The sequence below is a fragment of the Mesorhizobium abyssinicae genome, from assembly GCF_049887195.1.
In the GTDB taxonomy this organism is placed as follows: Bacteria; Pseudomonadota; Alphaproteobacteria; order Rhizobiales; family Rhizobiaceae; genus Mesorhizobium; species Mesorhizobium abyssinicae.
Window position 1 is genome coordinate 103,828 of the sequence record NZ_JARAKC010000015.1, and the last position, 16,730, is coordinate 120,557.

At 64.6% G+C, this 16,730-nt stretch carries 12 protein-coding genes; 8 read left to right on the plus strand and 4 right to left on the minus strand.

The genetic code is table 11. The features are described 5' to 3' along the window. Window positions 1-27 precede the first annotated feature (27 nt). From PU724_RS25410 to proC, 3 genes are all read left to right on the plus strand, one after another. Window positions 28-1,026, plus strand: coding sequence for a glycosyltransferase family 2 protein (locus PU724_RS25410; protein WP_354424220.1), 999 nt, complete (start codon window positions 28-30; stop codon window positions 1,024-1,026). Continuing rightward, a complete protein-coding gene (locus PU724_RS25415) occupies window positions 995-2,314 on the plus strand; it encodes an O-antigen ligase family protein (RefSeq protein ID WP_354424222.1) in 1,320 nt (439 codons plus the stop codon). The genes PU724_RS25410 and PU724_RS25415 overlap by 32 nt, the downstream gene beginning before the upstream one ends. Before the next feature lie 72 nt (window positions 2,315-2,386). After that, the gene (proC, locus tag PU724_RS25420) at window positions 2,387-3,202 is read left to right on the plus strand and encodes a pyrroline-5-carboxylate reductase (protein ID WP_354424224.1); all 816 of its coding nucleotides are present in this window, start codon (window positions 2,387-2,389) and stop codon (window positions 3,200-3,202) included. A 2-nt stretch (window positions 3,203-3,204) separates the two neighbouring features. Here the strand turns inward: proC and PU724_RS25425 are convergent, their stop codons facing one another. From PU724_RS25425 to PU724_RS25435, 3 genes are all read right to left on the minus strand, one after another. Next, window positions 3,205-3,597 carry a type II toxin-antitoxin system VapC family toxin gene (locus tag PU724_RS25425; protein WP_135860621.1) on the minus strand — a complete coding sequence of 131 codons (393 nt, stop codon included), beginning with the start codon at window positions 3,595-3,597 and terminating at the stop codon, window positions 3,205-3,207. Further along, window positions 3,597-3,839 carry a type II toxin-antitoxin system VapB family antitoxin gene (locus PU724_RS25430; protein WP_127284521.1) on the minus strand — a complete coding sequence of 81 codons (243 nt, stop codon included), beginning with the start codon at window positions 3,837-3,839 and terminating at the stop codon, window positions 3,597-3,599. Before PU724_RS25430 ends, PU724_RS25425 begins: the two co-directional genes overlap by 1 nt. Window positions 3,840-3,955: 116 nt before the next feature. Next, entirely contained in the window at window positions 3,956-5,269 is a 1,314-nt protein-coding gene (locus PU724_RS25435; RefSeq protein WP_292173345.1) for an NAD(P)H-dependent oxidoreductase, read from the minus strand. 560 nt (window positions 5,270-5,829) lie between these two features. Here PU724_RS25435 and PU724_RS25440 point away from each other — a divergent pair. From PU724_RS25440 to PU724_RS25455, 4 genes are read left to right on the plus strand one after another with little or no spacing between them, the layout of a single operon-like run. After that, window positions 5,830-7,287: a TolC family protein gene (locus tag PU724_RS25440; RefSeq protein WP_128273918.1), complete on the plus strand. Its 1,458-nt coding sequence runs from the start codon at window positions 5,830-5,832 to the stop codon at window positions 7,285-7,287. A gap of 29 nt (window positions 7,288-7,316) precedes the next feature. Then, entirely contained in the window at window positions 7,317-9,449 is a 2,133-nt protein-coding gene (locus PU724_RS25445; protein ID WP_127285476.1) for a type I secretion system permease/ATPase, read from the plus strand. 14 nt (window positions 9,450-9,463) lie between these two features. Further along, on the plus strand, window positions 9,464-10,753 hold the full coding sequence (locus PU724_RS25450; RefSeq protein ID WP_127285477.1) for an HlyD family type I secretion periplasmic adaptor subunit: 1,290 nt from the start codon (window positions 9,464-9,466) through the stop codon (window positions 10,751-10,753). Then, on the plus strand, window positions 10,743-11,381 hold the full coding sequence (locus tag PU724_RS25455) for a ribbon-helix-helix domain-containing protein (protein WP_245478319.1): 639 nt from the start codon (window positions 10,743-10,745) through the stop codon (window positions 11,379-11,381). Before PU724_RS25450 ends, PU724_RS25455 begins: the two co-directional genes overlap by 11 nt. 17 nt (window positions 11,382-11,398) lie before the next feature. On the opposite strand, the gene PU724_RS25460 is transcribed toward PU724_RS25455, so the two are convergent. Continuing rightward, entirely contained in the window at window positions 11,399-12,388 is a 990-nt protein-coding gene (locus tag PU724_RS25460; RefSeq protein WP_354424228.1) for a transglutaminase-like cysteine peptidase, read from the minus strand. A gap of 324 nt (window positions 12,389-12,712) precedes the next feature. Between PU724_RS25460 and PU724_RS25465 the strand changes: the two genes are divergently transcribed. Continuing rightward, a partial coding sequence (locus tag PU724_RS25465) for a beta strand repeat-containing protein (RefSeq protein WP_426213660.1) occupies window positions 12,713-16,730 on the plus strand: 4,018 nt, incomplete at its 3' end.

Here is a 16,730-nt window from a genome sequence, read left to right on the forward strand (position 1 = left end):
CAAAATCACCCCTTGCGGCTGGAGCGCATGATCCCCTTGCCATCGGACGGTTCTGTATCGATCGCGGGACGCTCGCCTGGGCTTGCCGCCGAGACGATCGAGACGGTCGTCACGCTGCCGACCTTCAAGCGGCCGGAACAGCTGCTGGCGACGCTGGCGTCGCTGAAGGCGCAGCGGACCGCGAGACGCTTCGCCGTCATCGTGATGGAGAACGAGGCCGAGGCGCGCGACGGCGCCAAAGCCGTGCTGCCGTCCTTCGAGCGCGGCGAGATGTCAGGTCTTGTCATCGTCGCGCATCAGCGCGGCAATTGCAGCGCCTACAATGCCGGATGGCAAACGGCGATCCTGCATTTTCCCAACTTTCGGCACCTGCTGGTCATCGACGACGACGAAATCGCCGACCCCGACTGGCTGGAGCGCATGTGCAGGGCAGCTGAAACGCTCGGCGCCGACATCGTCGGCGGCCCGCAGGTGCCGGTGTTCGCTGAGCCGGCGCATGCCAGATGGGCGGAGCACCCGGTGTTCGCGCCGCCCCACCGGGAGACGGGACGGGTCGCCGCGCTCTATTCGTCCGGCAACCTGCTGGTCGGGCGCCATGTGCTGACCGCCATGGGCCCGCCCTTCCTCGACCTCCGCTTCAACTTCATGGGCGGCGGCGATTCCGATTTCCTCAGCCGTGCGGCCGCCAAGGGTTTCGTGCTCGGCTGGTGCGCCGAGGCCAAAGTGCACGAAACGGTGCCCGCCCGGCGCGTCGAGGCAGACTGGATCCGCGCCCGCAGCCTGCGCAACGGCGTCATCTCGACGCTGGTCGAGAAGAAGAAGCGCGCCGGCACTCCGCTTGCCGGCGCAAAAGTGTTCGCCAAGAGCCTGGCGCTGCTTGCCGCCTCGCCGCTGCGCGGCGCCGTTCGGCTGGCGCGGACGGGATCGTTGGCGACGGCGCTCTACCCCGTCCATGTCGCGCTTGGCCGTGTGATGGCCGAATTCGGATATGCCAATGAGCAATACCGACAGCCTGAGAAGAACTGAGCGGGCGCCGCTCAGCGCGGCATTCACCCGCGAGGGCGTGGCGACCGCGATCGCTGCGCTGTTGTTCACCGTCATCCTGGTGTCGTTCCGGCCCTTCCAGCCGGCCGGCGCCGAGTTGACGGGCCAGGGCGGCGACATCGTCAATCAGCTGGGTTTCAGCTCGCTCGGCGCGATCTCGATCTTCGCGCTGATGGCCTTCGCCGACCCGCGCGTGGCGCGCTCGCTCTTCAGCCCGTCCTGGATGCTGATGCTCGGCTGCTTCATGCTTTCGGTGGTGCTGGCGACCGACCCGCCGACGGCGATGCGCGCCGCCTCGTTCACGCTGATCGGCATCCTGACCATGGCGACGATCCTGGCGCTGCCGCGCGACGCCGATAGTTTCTCGAAGGTCGTCATCTTCACCGCCGTCGTCGTGATCGGCCTCTCCTATGTCGGGCTGATCGTCTTTCCGCATGAGGCGATGCACACGGCCGACTCGCAGGAACCCGAACATGCCGGTCTCTGGCGCGGCGTCTTCACCCACAAGAACATCGCCGGGCCGATCATGGCCTGCTTCAGCTTCGCCGGCCTCTATCTCTACCGGCGCGGCGACAAGCTCTGGGGCGCCGGCATCTTCGCCGCCGCCATGATCTTCATGCTGCACACCGGCTCCAAGACGACGGTCGGACTGGTGCCGTTCTCGATCCTGATCGTGGTGCTGCCGAGCCTGATCGGCATGCGGCTCGGCACACCGGTCCTGTTCGCGCTGGCGATCATCGCCACGGCGGTCGGCACGCTGGGCATCGTCTTCATCCCGCCGGTGAAGCACCTGGCGGCTGTCTATTTTCCCGACCTTACCTATACCGGGCGCACGACGCTGTGGGAGTTCGCCGGCGACATGCTGGCGAAGAAGCCATGGACCGGCTACGGCTATGAAAGCTTCTGGGGAACGCCGCTGCTGCTCAACCAGGACCAGCCCTTCGATCGGCCCTGGGACATCAGGACCATCGTGCACGGCCATGACGGCTATCTCGACATCGCGGTGCTGATGGGGATCCCGGCGCTCTGCGTGGCGGTCTACACCTTCCTGATCGCGCCGCTGCGCGACTACATGCGCATCCCGCTGCGCAAGGAGAACATCTATCTCGGCGACTTCTTCATGATGGTGCTGCTGTTCGCGGCGCTGAACGGCTTCCTCGAAAGCTTCTTCTTCCGCCGCGCCGACCCCGTCTGGCTGTTCTTCGTGCTCAGTGTGCTCGGGCTGAGGCAGGTGTCGCTGCGGCCGCTGGCAGCGCGCCGCCCTTCCTGACCTGGCTTCGACGGGGCTTTCCCGGCACGCCGCAAGCGTCTATGGGAAGGCCGTTCCTGCGGAGGCTTCCAAATGACGATCAGGCTTGTTCTCGCCGGCTGTGGCAATATGGGTTTCGCCATGCTCTCGGGCTGGCTGAAATCCGGCAAGCTTGCACCGCAATCCGTATTCGTGGTCGAGCCCAATGACGATCTGCGCAAGCGGGCCGAGGCGCTGGGCTGTGGCGTCGCCGCCGATGCCGCCGGAATTCCAGCCGATGCGGTGCCTTCCCTCGCCGTCATCGCGGTAAAGCCGCAAGTGATCCGCGAAGTGACCGCCGCCTACACGCGTTTCGGCGATGGCCGCACCACCTTCCTCAGCGTTGCCGCCGGCACACCGGTCGCCACGTTCACTAGCATATTGGGCGACAGCGCGCCGATCGTGCGCTGCATGCCGAACACGCCGGCCGCCATCGGCAAGGGCATGATGGTGGTGTTCTCCAACCCGCTTGTGTCGGACGAGACGAAGCGTTTCGTCGCCGACCTGTTGTCGGCCAGCGGCGAAGTGGCCGAGATCGATGACGAGGGCCTGATGGACGCGGTGACGGCGGTGTCCGGATCCGGCCCGGCCTACATCTTCCATTTCATCGAGGCGCTGACGGCTGCGGCCGAGAAGGCCGGCTTGCCGGCCAGGACCGCCGGCCTGCTCGCCATGCAGACGGTCTATGGCGCCGCCTCGCTCGCCGCCGAAAGCCACGAGGATCCCGGCGTGCTGCGCCAGCAGGTGACCAGCCCGAACGGCACGACGGCGGCCGCCCTTGGCGTGCTGATGGGCGGGGAGCGGCTGACCAAGCTTTTGACCGAAGCGGTGGAGGCGGCGCGGCTGAGGTCGATAGAGCTCGGGAAATGAAACTAAGCGAGATCGGTTCGCGAGAAATCGTTGCCCTTGTAGAGCAGCGGCATGCCGTGACTTTTCGCGCAGGCATAGGAGAGGCAGTCGGCAAGGTTAAGCTGGGCTGGATGCCCACGCCCCTTGCCATAGTCTGAAAAGGCCTTGACCGCGAGTCTGGCTTCGCCGGCGCCGATCGGTACAATCTCGATATTGGCCTCGTGCAGGAACGCCCCGATCACCGTCTCGGCAACCAGCGGCTCGACCGAAAGCTTGGTAGACAGACGCATAGCCGCTTCGAGCACCACAAGTGCTGAGGTCATCCTGCTCGGCGCTTGCTCGATCCGGTTACTCCATTCGTCGGCGTCCTGTTCTCCCGATAGAATAGCGACAACCACCGAGGTGTCGACGAACATCAGGAATGTCCCCACATCTCGTCGATCTCGTCCTTGCTCATAGCCCGGCCGCCCTGGCCTGCCTTGGCCCGGAAGTCCTCGGCGATGACGGCGAGCCGTTTGGCGAGTGGGATGCGCTGACGTTCACGCTGCAATTCGGATTCGAGAGCTTCGATAACCGCCTCAGTCATCGAAATCTTGCGCTTCTCGGCAAGCCGTCTTGCCAATTCGCGTGCGCGCGGATCCCTGATCTGGAGATTCATCTGCCGGTTCCAAAGCGTCCTTGTCACTACAGTATAGTCACTTTGTCATGGCAAGGCCAGCACGTAACGTCACGCGCCTGAGGCAGCATGGTGAGGGTCCCGATATTTGGAGGATCTCAAGCCCCGTACAGCATCTCGTCCTGCTTGCGGCGCAGAGCGTACAGTCTGGTCGTCTCATCGGGCGCGGCATTGTCCGCCGTCAGCAATTCGCCCTTCCGGACCGGCTTCAGCACCTTGCCGCCCTCTAGCAGGCCGACAGGCACGGCGCGGCTGGCGCGGGCTTCGGTGACCGTCATCGTCCAGGAGCGGTAGCAGGTCTCGCCGATGGCGTCGAAGGTCTCGCCCGCTGTCAGATCGCGCTTTGCCACCGCGCAGACCTCGGCCACCGGTTTCGGCAACGGCACCATGTCGGGCCGGCCGTGGAGCACGATGCGGGCGGCGGTCAGCGGCACTTCCAGCGAGGTCAGGTGATAGGGTCGGAAGAAGCTGTAATAGGGGCCGTGGCCGACATGCAGGTCGTCCATGCGCTCGATGACGCGCGGATGCGTCGCCTCGACGATGACGAAGACGCCGGGCGCCACGCCCTTGCCGATCGTGTAGTCGACAACGCCCTTTTTCGACAGGATGCCGCCATCCTCCTTCGGGATCAGCACTTTGGCGAGTTCGTCGCGGTCGGCCTTGGGACCATGCATGCCCGGAACATCCGGCACCAGACCGGTGGCGTTGGCGATGGCGCACATCTCGACCATGGTTTTTGAGCCGTCGACGAACTCGACCAGCATGCGCGGGTTCATGTTGCGGCGCAGCGCTTCCTCGCGGTAGTCGTCGGGCACCGCGTCATGGTTGAGCGGATTGTTCTTGCCCTTGCCGGCCGAGACGATGGTGTAGCCGAGCGCCGAGGCGAACTCGATCAGCTCCATGCAGCTCGACGGCTCGTCGCCGGCGCCGACCGAATAGACGACGCCCAGCCGGTCGGCCTGCTGTTTCAGATAGCAGCCAATGGTGACGTCGGCCTCGACATTCATCATCACCAGATGCTTGCCGTGCTCCATCGCCATCAGGTCGAAATCGGCGGCGACGCCGGGTTTCCCCGTGGCGTCGATGACGACGTCGATCAGTGGATTGGTGACCAGCATCTCATTCGAGGTGATGGCGATCTTGCCGCCCTCGATCGCCTGGCTGACCTTCGATGCGGTGTCGGCCTCGGCCGCCATCGCCTCGTCGCCATAGGCGATGCGGATCGCCTCGCGGGCGGTGTGCGGGCGCCGCGTCGAGATGGCGGCGACCGAAATGCCGGGCATAAGCATGCCTTGCGTCACCAGATCGGTGCCCATCTCGCCGGAGCCGATGACGCCGATACGCACCGGACGGCCCTCGGCGGCCCGTCTGGCGAGATCGCGGGCAAGCCCGGTCAGGGCGACATTGGTCATGCGGAAACGTCCATGCTTTTTGATTTGAAGCGGCAATAACAGGCAACCGCCCTTCATTGCCAATGAAACCGGCAAAACGGCGACAATTTCTCTGGGATTTAGCGCAATTCCAGGAAAAGCGCGCCGCGGTTTTCCGTCCGCATGGCGCGTTCTTACGCCAGCACATGGCATCATGATGACCGACCCAAGCAAGTCTTCGCGCCGCGCCCCGAAAGCGCGCCGCCCTGCCAAAGCCGAGACATCGATCGGCGCCGGTCGCGATTCTACGTGGACGCGGTTTTGTACTTTGCTTGCGGGGCGGGTACTTGTGCTCCTTTCAAGGCAACTGGCGTTCCTTTCGCGCCAAATGTCGAGCAGCGGCCCCTACTTTCTGTGCCATTTTTGCTACAACCGCCGTGTGTAATGACGGGAATCCCCGCTTTCGGCGGCCCCTATTTCATTAAGTGCTCACATCCTCGAAAAATCTGGTAGATACTCGTCCCAAGCTCCGGTGGCAGGCTTGGGCAAAAAGCGCCTTACAAAAAAAACAAGGGCGCTGGGATAAAAGTCACGGGGTTAAAATGAACAGGACGGGTAAGGTCACCGTTGGCTGGCGTATTGCGCTTGCCATCACAGTTTCGATGCTGGCTTGTGGGACTGCCAGCGCGCTCACACTCAAGGAAGCCATTGCAGTCGCGGTCGAATCCAATCCGGAGATCGGCCAGGCCATCCAGAACCGCGAAGCAATCGAATTCGAGTTGCGGCAGGCGAAGGGTCTCTACCTTCCCAGTGTCGATGCCGAAGCATCGGCCGGTGTCCGCCGTCTCGACAATCCGGACCGGCGCGCCCTTTCCATCGAGGATGACGCGCTCTATCCGGCCGAAACCGATCTGACGATCTCGCAGACGCTCTATGACAGCGGCGGACGGCGAGCCGAATTGAACCGCCAGGCCTCGCGCGTCGACGGCGCCTCGTTCCGAGTTCTGGAGCGGTCCGAATTCATCGGCCTCTCGGTGGTCCAGGACTACCTCGAATACATGCTGCAGGGTTCGATTGTTGCCGAGGCGAAAAAGAACCTCGGCTTCCATCAGGCCATTCTCGGCGACATCCAGCAAGGCATCGCCGGCGGCGCGCTGAACGAGGCCGACCGGCAGCAGGCCGAGGAGCGGCTGTTCGCCGCCAAGGCGCGCATGCAGGAAGCCACGGAGGAACTGGAGGCGGCCAAGATCCGGTTCTTCAAGACCGTCGGCAAGCCGCTGACCAATGCTTCGCGGCCGGGCGATGTCTCCGCGGCGCTGCCGCGATCGCTCGACGAGGCGATCGGGCTGGCGCGCGAGAACAATCCGCGCGTTCACATGGCCAACAGCGATATCGACGCCGCCGCCTCGCTGGTGGACGCCGCACGGGCGAAATTCGGACCGTCGATCATCGCCGAGGGCCGCGCCCGCGCCGGTTCCGATATTGACGGCAGCGATGGCGACACCACCGACCTGCAGGCGCGGGTGGTGCTGCGCTGGAACCTCTATCGCGGCGGCATCGACAAGGCCAACGAGCAGGAGCAGATCCGCCGCACCAGCGAGCAGCGCCTTGCCCTGCATCAGGTCCTGCGCGAGATCGAGGAAGCGGTCCGCACCTCCTGGGACCGCCGCTTCCGGCAAGCCGATCTGGCGAAGACGCTGAAGCAGCAGGCCGCCGCCAACGAAAGGCTGGTCGGGTCCTATCGCGAGCAGTTCAAGGTCGGCCAAAGATCGCTGCTCGACGTGCTCGATGCGCAGAACACGCGCTTCAACACGGCGACGCTGGCGGACACCGCGTCCTATGCCTCGCTTTTCGCCCAGTACCGGCTGCTGGCGGCGACAGGTGAGCTGCTGAAGACGATGAACATCCAGCCGGCGAAGCAGTCGACGGCCTATGCCCGAACCGAGTTCGGCGTGCCGGAAACCGCCGATACCGAAACCTATGCGCGGACCCCGTCGGAGCAGAAGAACGATCTGCCGTTCGACATCCTCGCGCCGGTGAGGAAGAAGCAGCCGATGTAACATCGATCGCTGGTCCTTCGGGGCGGATCGTGAATCAGCAGCCCAATATCCTGTCGCCCAAGGAGGCTTTCAAGGCCTGCTTCTCGGCGATTGCGGCGTATCTCGGCAGGCCGAGCGCGGAAACCGTGCTGTTTGCCGGGGTTCCGATCGCGGAGTCGCGCATCGAGGTCGGCGATATCAGGCACCTTGCCGAACGCATCGGCCTGGAGGTCAGCGAGTTCAACCATCGCGACTTCATGCGTGGACGCATCGACCTTCCGGCGATCGTGTTTCGCGTCAGCCAGTTGCCGGTGGCGCTGCTGGCGGAAATCGACAGCGGCGACTATCTCACCGCGCCGCAGGAAAACGGACGCACCACGATCAGCAAGTCCGAGCTGGCCGAAAGCTACATCAGCGGCGGCGCGTCGTTCTCGATCACCTATGCCAACACCACCGAGGCGATGAAGGTCGGCTCGGCGGCGAAGATCGAAAGGCGGCACTGGCTTACCGGAACCATGGGCGCGTTCTGGCGCACCTATTCGAAGGTCGTGCTGTCGGCGGTCTTCATCAACGTGCTGGCCATCGCCTCGCCGATCTTCACCATGAACGTCTACGACAGGATCCTGCCGAACAAGGCCGTCGCGACGCTCTGGGTGCTGGCGCTCGGCATCGCCGCCGTCATCCTGTTCGACCTGCTTTTGAAGACGGCGCGCGCCTCGCTGATCGACTATGCCGGGCGCAAGGCGGACCTGAGGATATCCTATCTTTTGTTCGAGAAGGTGCTGAACTCCTCGCTGTCGGCGCGTCCCGGTTCAACCGGCGAATACGCAAACCGCGTCACCCAGTATGAATTCGTGCGCGAGTTCTTCACCTCCAACACCATCAGCGTCTTCATCGACACCGTCTTCGTCTTCGTCTTCCTGCTGGTCATCTACGCCATCGGCGGCTGGCTGGTGATCATCCCGGCGCTGGCCTTCGTGATCTCCGTCATCGTCGGCCTGGTGACGCAGCGCCGGATCGGCAAGCGCGTCGCCGCCTCGATGAACGAGGCCGCGCAGCGCCAGGCGCTGCTGGTCGAGTCCATTTCGACGCTGGAGACGATCAAGTCGCTTCGCGCCGAAGCCTATCTGCTGCGCAAATGGGGCGAGCATTCGAAGAACGCCGCCAACACCTCGGAGAAGATCAAGCAGCTTTCGGCGGCCGCCGGCAACATCACCGGCTCCATCCAGCAGCTGGTGACCGTCGCCCTGGTCGTGGCCGGCGCCTATGCCTTCTCCGAAGGCTATGTCTCGACGGGCGCGATCATCGGCACGGTCATGCTGGCGAGCCGGGCGGTGGCGCCGCTCGGCCAGATCGCCATCACGCTCTCCCGATTCCGCCAGGCCATGCTGTCGCTCCGGATCATCAACTCGATCATGGCGCAGCCGGAGGACCGGCCGGATACGGTGGGCTTCGTCAACCGCCCGATCCGCAGCGGCGCGATGATGTTCAAAAATGTCGGCTTCGTCTATCCCGGCTCCGATACCGAGGTTCTGAGCGGGCTGAATATCTCGATCAAGCCGGGCGAGCGGGTCGGCATCATCGGCCGCATCGGTTCGGGCAAGACGACGATGGGACGCCTGATCGGCCGGCTTTTCCTGCCGACCTCGGGAGAGCTGCTCGTCGACGGCATCGACATTCGCCAATACCACCCCTCGGAGGTGCGCGCCGCGGTCGGGATCGTCGCCCAGGCCGGCGACCTGTTTTCGGGCACCATCAAGGAAAACCTTCTGATGGCGGCGCCGGAGGCGAGCGACGAGGAGATCATCGAGGCCGCCAAGGCCGCCGGCGTCGACGAGTTCGTTTCCCGTCATCCGCGTGGCTACGACATGAATGTCGGCGAGCGCGGCACCAATCTGTCGGGCGGCCAGAGGCAAGCGGTGGCGATCGCGCGCCTGCTGCTGACCAAGCCGAAGATCGTCTTTCTCGACGAACCGTCGGGGTCGATGGACCTTGCCTCGGAACGGCAGCTGATCAAGCAGCTCAAAGTGGCTTTCGAGCGGAATACGACACTGATCGTGTCGACCCACCGCTTCAGCATGCTGGAGCTCGCCGACCGCCTCATTGTCATCGACCAGGGCAAGATCGTCGCCGACGGGTCGAAGGAACAAGTCATCCAGGCGCTGCAGAAGTCGAGCGCCTGATTGGGACTGGGTAGATGCTTGCAAGAGAAGATCGTCCGCCGTTTTTCGCGTCGGCATCGATATACATCATAGCGGCGCTGTTCGTCGCTTTCGTCGGCTGGGCCTCGTTCGCCGAAGTCGACGAGATCGCGCGCGGCGACGGCAAGGTCATACCCGCCTCCAAGACCCAGATCATCCAGGCCAGCGAGGCCGGCGTGGTCCAGGAGATCGCCGTCAAGATCGGCCAGGTCGTCAAGAAGAACGACCTCATCATTCGCCTCGACAATACGATGAACACCTCCAGCCTTGGCGAACAGCAGGCCAAGGCGCGCGCGCTGCAGGCACGCATCGCCAGGCTCAAATACGAGCAGGGCGGCAACATTTCGGGTCCCTTCCCGTGCCCGGCCGATATCCAGTCGGTCGCCCCGGAAATCTGCGACAATGAGCAGAAGCTGCTCGTCGCCCGGCGCGGCAATTTCGACAACAAGCTGTCGGTGCTCAAGTCCCGCCTCGAACAGCGCGAGAAGGAACTGGACGAGGCGACCGCCAATTTCGACCGCCTGTCGAAAAACCTGGTCGTCAGCGACCAGGAGGCGAAGCTGGTCGAATCCATGGTCAAGAAGGGCCTGATGGCCAAGACCGAGCAGCTCCGCGTCGAGCGCGAGCAGACCGAGCTCAACGGCCAGCTCAATCTCGCCGGCGAGACCATCAAGAAGGCCAAGGCGGCGATCACCGAAGCGCAGCTGCAGGTGGACGAGCTCGGCCTGCAGCTGCAGCAGGAAGCGCTGGACGACCTCACCCAGGCACTCGCCGATCTTTCAGTCGTCGAAGAGACCATTCGCGGCGCCACCGACAAGGTGGCGCGCACCGATATCCGCTCGCCGGTAGACGGCATCGTCAACACGCTGGACCTGAACACCGTCGGCGCCTTCGTCCAGCCGGGCGCGGTGGTGGCCGGCATCGTGCCGACCTCGGAAACCCTGCTGGTCGAAGCCCGGGTCTCGCCGCGCGACGTCGCCTTCATCCGGCCCGACCAGGAAGCGCTGATCAAGGTCACGGCCTACGACTTCTCGATCTTCGGCGGCATAGAGGGAAAGGTCTCGAACATCACCGCCGACAGCCTGGTCGATCAGAAGACCGGCGAACCCTACTACCAAGTGCGGGTCGCGACGGAGAAGTCGACGCTGCAAAGGGACGGCAAGGCCTATTCGATCATCCCCGGCATGATCTGCTCGGTCGACATCAAGACCGGGCGCAAGACGATCCTGACCTATCTCTTGAAGCCGATCAACAAGGCGCGCGAGGAGGCTATGAGTGAGCGATAGCATCATACCTGCCGTCCCCCACCAGGGCGAGCGGCTGCTCCTGCCGCTGACGGCCGAGGATTTCGGGCCGGAATTCCGCGTCGTGGCGCGCGGCGGCGTGCGCCGCGGCATCCGCCTCGAGCGCGCCTTCTGGGTGACGCTCAAGCAAATGGCCGAAAGCCGCAAATGCACCATCGGCATGCTGGTCGACGAGATCGCCCATGCCGAACAAGGCAACCTGACATCGGCGATCAGGGTTGCCTGCATGCGCGGAATGGCTGACGAAAACCTGAGCCTGCGCAAGCTCGCCTCGATCAGGACGATCACCGCCATACTGGTCGCCTGCCCGTCGCCGGCCTTCGCGCTGTCCTCGTCGAAGAAGATCCTGACCTTCAACGCGCCTTTCCAGCAACTGGTCAAGCGCCAGCTGCCGACGGCGCCGAACGACGATGCGCGGCATGACCTGAAGCTGGCGCTCGACCTCAACGTGGCCGATATCTTCGCCAGGCTCGAGGCGAATGGCGAGACGCCGGTCAACACCGGCTTCGTCATCGGCGTCGGCGAGCGGCGCTACCGGGGCCAGCTCAACGTGGTGCGCGCGCCGGTGGCGGAGCCGGAATTGCTGATGGCTTTCGTCTTCAACGGCTGACCGCCTGAGCAGACTGCTCAGCGCGGGCTCATGCGGGTCGGGGCTGAGTCCCTGGATACCATCTGCGGCTCCAGGCCCTCGCCGGGGGCAACGGTGGCAAAGCCGCCCTTGATGTCGGCCATCTCGGCGCCGCCGGTCCTTGAGCCATGGATCCAGGCCCGGTCCATGCTGAAGGAATAGAGCGGGACATAGTCGGGCAGATCGCTGTCGCGCCTGACGGCGTTGCCCAGACTGTCGAGGATGAAGGCGCCGCTGGCCGTGCTCACCGACAGCACGGCGTGGAAGAATTTCCGCTTGCGGTCCTGGAGGACGACGAGCGACATGCTCTGCGCCGGAATGCCCGCCTCGAGCAGCGCCGTCATCTTGAGAATGGCAAAATCCTCGCAATCGCCGGCCCGGCGCTCGAGGATTTCCGAAGGCTTCGCCCAATAGTCCATCTTGCCGTAAACGACACTGTCCTTGCGGTAGGCGATCAGGCGGTTGATGCTGGTGTTGACGAGGGCCAGCCTGTCGCTGAACCCCTTTGCCTTGGCGGCATCGACGATCGCGGCAAAGGCGGCGTTCTTGCGCTCGCAGCCGGTGTCGGCCGCACAGCCGACGATCGCCTTGTAGACGGGCGCCCAGCGCGCCGCGACCGGAAAGTTGCGCATCGACAGGGCGACCGAGCCGAACACACCCGGAATGATCGCGGCCGTCTGTATCGGGTCGATGCCGGCATCGGCTTGGGCCACCGACGAGGCCGCCGCGCGGTCGACCTCGGCGAAGCTGTAGGCAGCGGAGACCATGCCGATCCGGTATGACGCGGCGGGCTGCCAGGGCTGGTATCTGGCCAACGAAACACCGCCCAGGCTGAGCGGCGCCCGGAGCCCCTCGCGCGGCGTGGCGGGCGAGGCCGAATCACCTGCCATGGCGCTCGCCGATGACGACAGCGGCAGGCTGGAGAGCCCGATTGCCAGCAGGAGAATCTTGAGCCCGGCGTTCCCCAGGACGATCTTTTGTGTTTTCATGACGCCCACCTTTGACTGTGGACGCTATCAATCCCGTCTCAAATTATTGGAAATGAAGGTGGATAAATTTAGCGAAATCTGTTTTATCTACTTTATCTAAAATTTTATTCTTATTTATACTTATATTTATGAAACCCCGCCGCCCGTCGCCGACCAAACCGGCTTCATAAGACCACATGCATATCAGATTATACCTCGAAGGTTTACCATGCGTAAAAAATACAAAAGTCCGTATATTCGCGTATATGAAGCAGATTGAGAGACGGTTGCAAAGACAAGGTCGTCCCTGTCTCTTTCCGGGAAATACCGGAGGGGTTTCAAGCCATGACGACCAATATCGATTTGGACAACGTTTCAGGTTCCTTTGACGCACATGGAGCATCCAGCGAACATGCCGGACTGACACCGGCGCAGGAGATCCAGGTCGCGCAGGCAGCCTCGACGGGGCAGGCCGCGCCGGCGGATCCGGTGCCGGTCGACGTCGGCAGCGGCGCACCGGTGCAGCCCGAAGCGGCGGCCAAGCCGCCTGCAGCAGGCGCGGCAGCGGCAAACGCACCGGCGGGTGCGGCGCATGACTATGTGGCCGATGCCGGCAACGTCGTCAGGCTTCCGGCCAATGTCTCGATCGACAACATCAAGGTCGATGGCCACAACCTCGTGCTCGTGCAGCCCGACGGGTCGCAGATCGTCATCAAGGACGGCGCGCTCAACGTGCCGACCTTCATCCTCGGCGATGTCGAGGTGCCGCGCGTCGCCTTGATCGCGGCGCTGGAAGCAAGCCATGTCGACGTCGCCTTCGGCGCCGACGGCTCGATATCGGCCGGATCCGGGAATGGTTCGCCGAACAGCGCGGGCGGAAACTTCTCCGTCCCCCCCGGCGGCATCGGCGACGGCTTCGGTCTGTCGGCTCTGCTGCCGCCGACGGCCCTGCAGTTCGGCCAGCTCGAGCGGCGCGAACTCTTCCCCAATGTCGTGGACAGAGGCGTTTCGGTGGTGGCGGTGTCACTGCTCACTCCGGACGAGGCAGCCAGCGAAACCGGCCTTAACGGCGGTCCGTCGCAGTCGCCCGGCAGCGACGCGCCGAGCAACGCCGAAACGTCGAGCATCGGAACGATCACCGTCGACGCGCCGGACGGCATCGGCTCGATCGTCATCAACGGCGTCATTGTCACCAGCGCTGGGCAGCAGATCCAGGGCCAGTTCGGCTACATCACGATCGTGTCCTTCAATCCGGTCACCGGTGCCATCGAATACAACTACACTGTGACCGAGTCCGTCACCCATCCCGATCACACCAACGCATACGATCCCAACGATACGGTTCCGGACAATTTCAGCGTCACCGTCACGGATGTCGACGGCGATACGGCCAGCACCACCTTTGCCGTCGCGATCATCGACGACGTGCCGACGGCGGTCGCCGACACCGACAGCATCGCGGCCGGCCAGTTCGGTCCGGCGACCGGCAATGTGCTCACCGGCGGAACCGACGCCGCAGACACCAACACGACGGACGGCGTTGCCGACGTCCAGGGCGCCGATGGCGCGACGGTGGTGGGCGTCGCCAAGGGCACGACCAATGCCGATCTGGACAACACGGGCACGCTCAATACGCCGATCCAGGGTGAGTACGGCAAGCTGACGCTGCACGCCGACGGCTCCTACACCTATGTGCGCGACGCCGGCACGCCCGGCGGCGTCAACGACGTCTTCACCTACACGATCAAGGACGGCGACGGCGACACCTCTCACACGACGCTGACGATCTCGATCGGCAACTCGACGCCGGAGATCTCCAATCTGACGCCGGAGGCCAATGGCGGCGACGTGATCGTCAATGAAGCGGCGCTGAACGTCGGCACGCCGGGCGGTCCCGGATCCGATCCGGCAAGCGCGGCTGAGACGGGCGCGGGCACCTTCAACATCAATTCGCCCGACGGCATCGCCTCGCTGGCGATCGACGGCCACGCCTTCATCACCAACGGCACCTTCACCGGCGGCTCGTTCACGACCGCGCTCGGCAACACGCTGACGGTGACCGGCTACAACGCCGGCACCGGCGTGGTCAGCTATACCTACACGCTCAACGACAACGAGGCGCATGCCACCGGGCAGAGCACCAACAGCCTGTTCGAGAACTTCACGGTCACGCTGACCGACATGGACGGCCAGAGCACCAATGGCACGCTCTCCGCCAACATCGTCGACGACGTGCCATCGGCGAGCGCGGAAGCCTCGCAGGATGTCGCCGAAGGCGCGACAGTGACCGGCACGCTGGACTTCGTCGCCGGCGCCGACGGCGCGACCGTGACGCATATCGACGGCACGCTGCTGGTCTTCGGCCAGGACGGCTATTCGCAGGCGATCGACATCGGCGACGGCTTCATCAAAGTCAAGGCCGATGGCAGCTATTCCTTCACCGCCGACAATCCGGTGATCGGCACCGGCGCGGCCTCGGCGACCTACACGGTGACCGACGGCGACGGCGACACGGCAACGGCCGGCATCAGCTTCGCGGTAACCGACGCCAACCATCCGACGACCGGCACGGCGGCGGCCTCGGTCGATGATGACGGGCTCGCCGGCGGCAATGCCGCGAGCACGGCGGGCGATATCGCGGTACCGAACACCGACGGCGACAACAACGAAGCGACCTTCTCCGGCACCCTCGGCGGCAGCGTCGGCGGCGACGGTGCGGGCGCCAACGGCTTCTCCTTCGCAGCGCTCAACGGCACCGCCGGCACGGTCGGCCAAGAGAACGTCTCCTACAGCTGGGATGCCGGCACCCACACGCTGACGGCGACCACCACCAGCGGCGACCGCATCGGCACGGCGCTGTTCACGGTGCATGTTACGGATACGGCGACCGGCGCCTATACGGTGACGCTGCTCGATAACGTGCTCCAGGCACAGGGCCCGAACGACGAGAACAATGCCAGCGTCGATCTCGGCTATGTCATCACCGATGCCGACGGCTCGACGGCACCTGGCACGCTGACCGTAACCTTCAATGACGATGCTCCGACGGCTTCGGCCGAGGGCTTGCAGAACGTCGCCGAAGGCGCGACGCTGACCGGCACGCTGGACTTCGTCGCCGGCGCCGACGGCGCCACGGTGACGCATATCGACGGCACGTTGCTGGTCTTCGGCCAGGACGGCTACTCGCAGGCGATCGACATCGGCGACGGCTCCATCAAGGTCAAGGCCGACGGCAGCTATTCCTTCACCGCCGATAGTCCCGTCAACGGCACCGGCGCGGCTTCGGCGACCTTTACGGTGACCGACGGCGACGGCGACACGGCGACGGCCGGCATCAGCTTTGCGGTGACGGACGCCAACACGCCGACCAGCGGCACCGCCGCGGCCTCGGTCGACGATGACGGCCTTACTGGCGGCAATCCGGCCAGCACGACCGGCGACATCGCGGTGCCGAACACCGATGGCGACAACAACGAAGCCACCTTCTCCGGTACCCTCGGCGGCAGCATCGGCGGCGACGGTCCCGGCGCCAACGGCTTCTCCTTCGCGACCCTCAACGGCACGGCCGGCACGGTCGGCCAGGAGAACGTATCCTACAGCTGGGATGCCGGCACCCACACGCTGACGGCGACCACCACCAGCGGCGACCGCATCGGCACGGCGCTGTTCACCGTGCACGTGACGAACCCGGCGACCGGGGCCTACACGGTGACGCTGCTCGACAACGTCATGCATACGGGCGGCCCGAACAACGAAAACAACGCGACCGTCGATCTCGGCTATGTCATCACCGACGCCGACGGCTCGACGGCGCCTGGCACGCTGACCATCACCTTCAACGACGATGCTCCGTCGCTGACGGTGGGCGCGGTCAACGACAGCGCCATCACACTGGTGACGCAGGACGCGCAGACGATCGGCGCCAACTCCGACACGGCGAGCGCCAGCTTCGCGGCCGCCTTCCTGGCGGCGGTGTCGCCAAGCTATGGCGCCGACGGCGCCGGCTCGACGGTGATCAGCGGCTATACGCTGAACGTCACCAACTCGGCCTCCGGCCTGACCAGCCAGGGTGAAGCGATCACGCTGGTCAAGGTCGGTAGCGACATCGTCGGCCAGAACTCGCATGGCGACATCTTCAAGATCGCCGTCGACGCCGCCGGCACGGTGACGCTGACGCAGTACCAGCAGATCGACCATCTGCCGGAGAGCCTCAACACCTCGAACGACACCTTCCATCTCGACCTTGCCGCCGGCAAGGTGTCGCTGTCGGCGACGGCGACGGTGACCGATGGCGACAACGACCAGGCGACCTCGACGGTCAGCACCGATCTCGGCGGCAATATCGGCTTCGACGACGACGTGC

Bases quoted from the DNA above. Each gene is read 5' to 3' on its own strand.
- PU724_RS25410 (WP_354424220.1), top strand. From the start codon at position 28: ATGATCCCCTTGCCATCGGACGGTTCTGTATCGATCGCGGGACGCTCG.
- PU724_RS25415 (WP_354424222.1), top strand. From the start codon at position 995: ATGAGCAATACCGACAGCCTGAGAAGAACTGAGCGGGCGCCGCTCAGC.
- proC (WP_354424224.1), top strand. From the start codon at position 2,387: ATGACGATCAGGCTTGTTCTCGCCGGCTGTGGCAATATGGGTTTCGCC.
- PU724_RS25425 (WP_135860621.1), bottom strand. From the start codon at position 3,597: ATGTTCGTCGACACCTCGGTGGTTGTCGCTATTCTATCGGGAGAACAG.
- PU724_RS25430 (WP_127284521.1), bottom strand. From the start codon at position 3,839: ATGAATCTCCAGATCAGGGATCCGCGCGCACGCGAATTGGCAAGACGG.
- PU724_RS25435 (WP_292173345.1), bottom strand. From the start codon at position 5,269: ATGACCAATGTCGCCCTGACCGGGCTTGCCCGCGATCTCGCCAGACGG.
- PU724_RS25440 (WP_128273918.1), top strand. From the start codon at position 5,830: ATGAACAGGACGGGTAAGGTCACCGTTGGCTGGCGTATTGCGCTTGCC.
- PU724_RS25450 (WP_127285477.1), top strand. From the start codon at position 9,464: ATGCTTGCAAGAGAAGATCGTCCGCCGTTTTTCGCGTCGGCATCGATA.
- PU724_RS25460 (WP_354424228.1), bottom strand. From the start codon at position 12,388: ATGAAAACACAAAAGATCGTCCTGGGGAACGCCGGGCTCAAGATTCTC.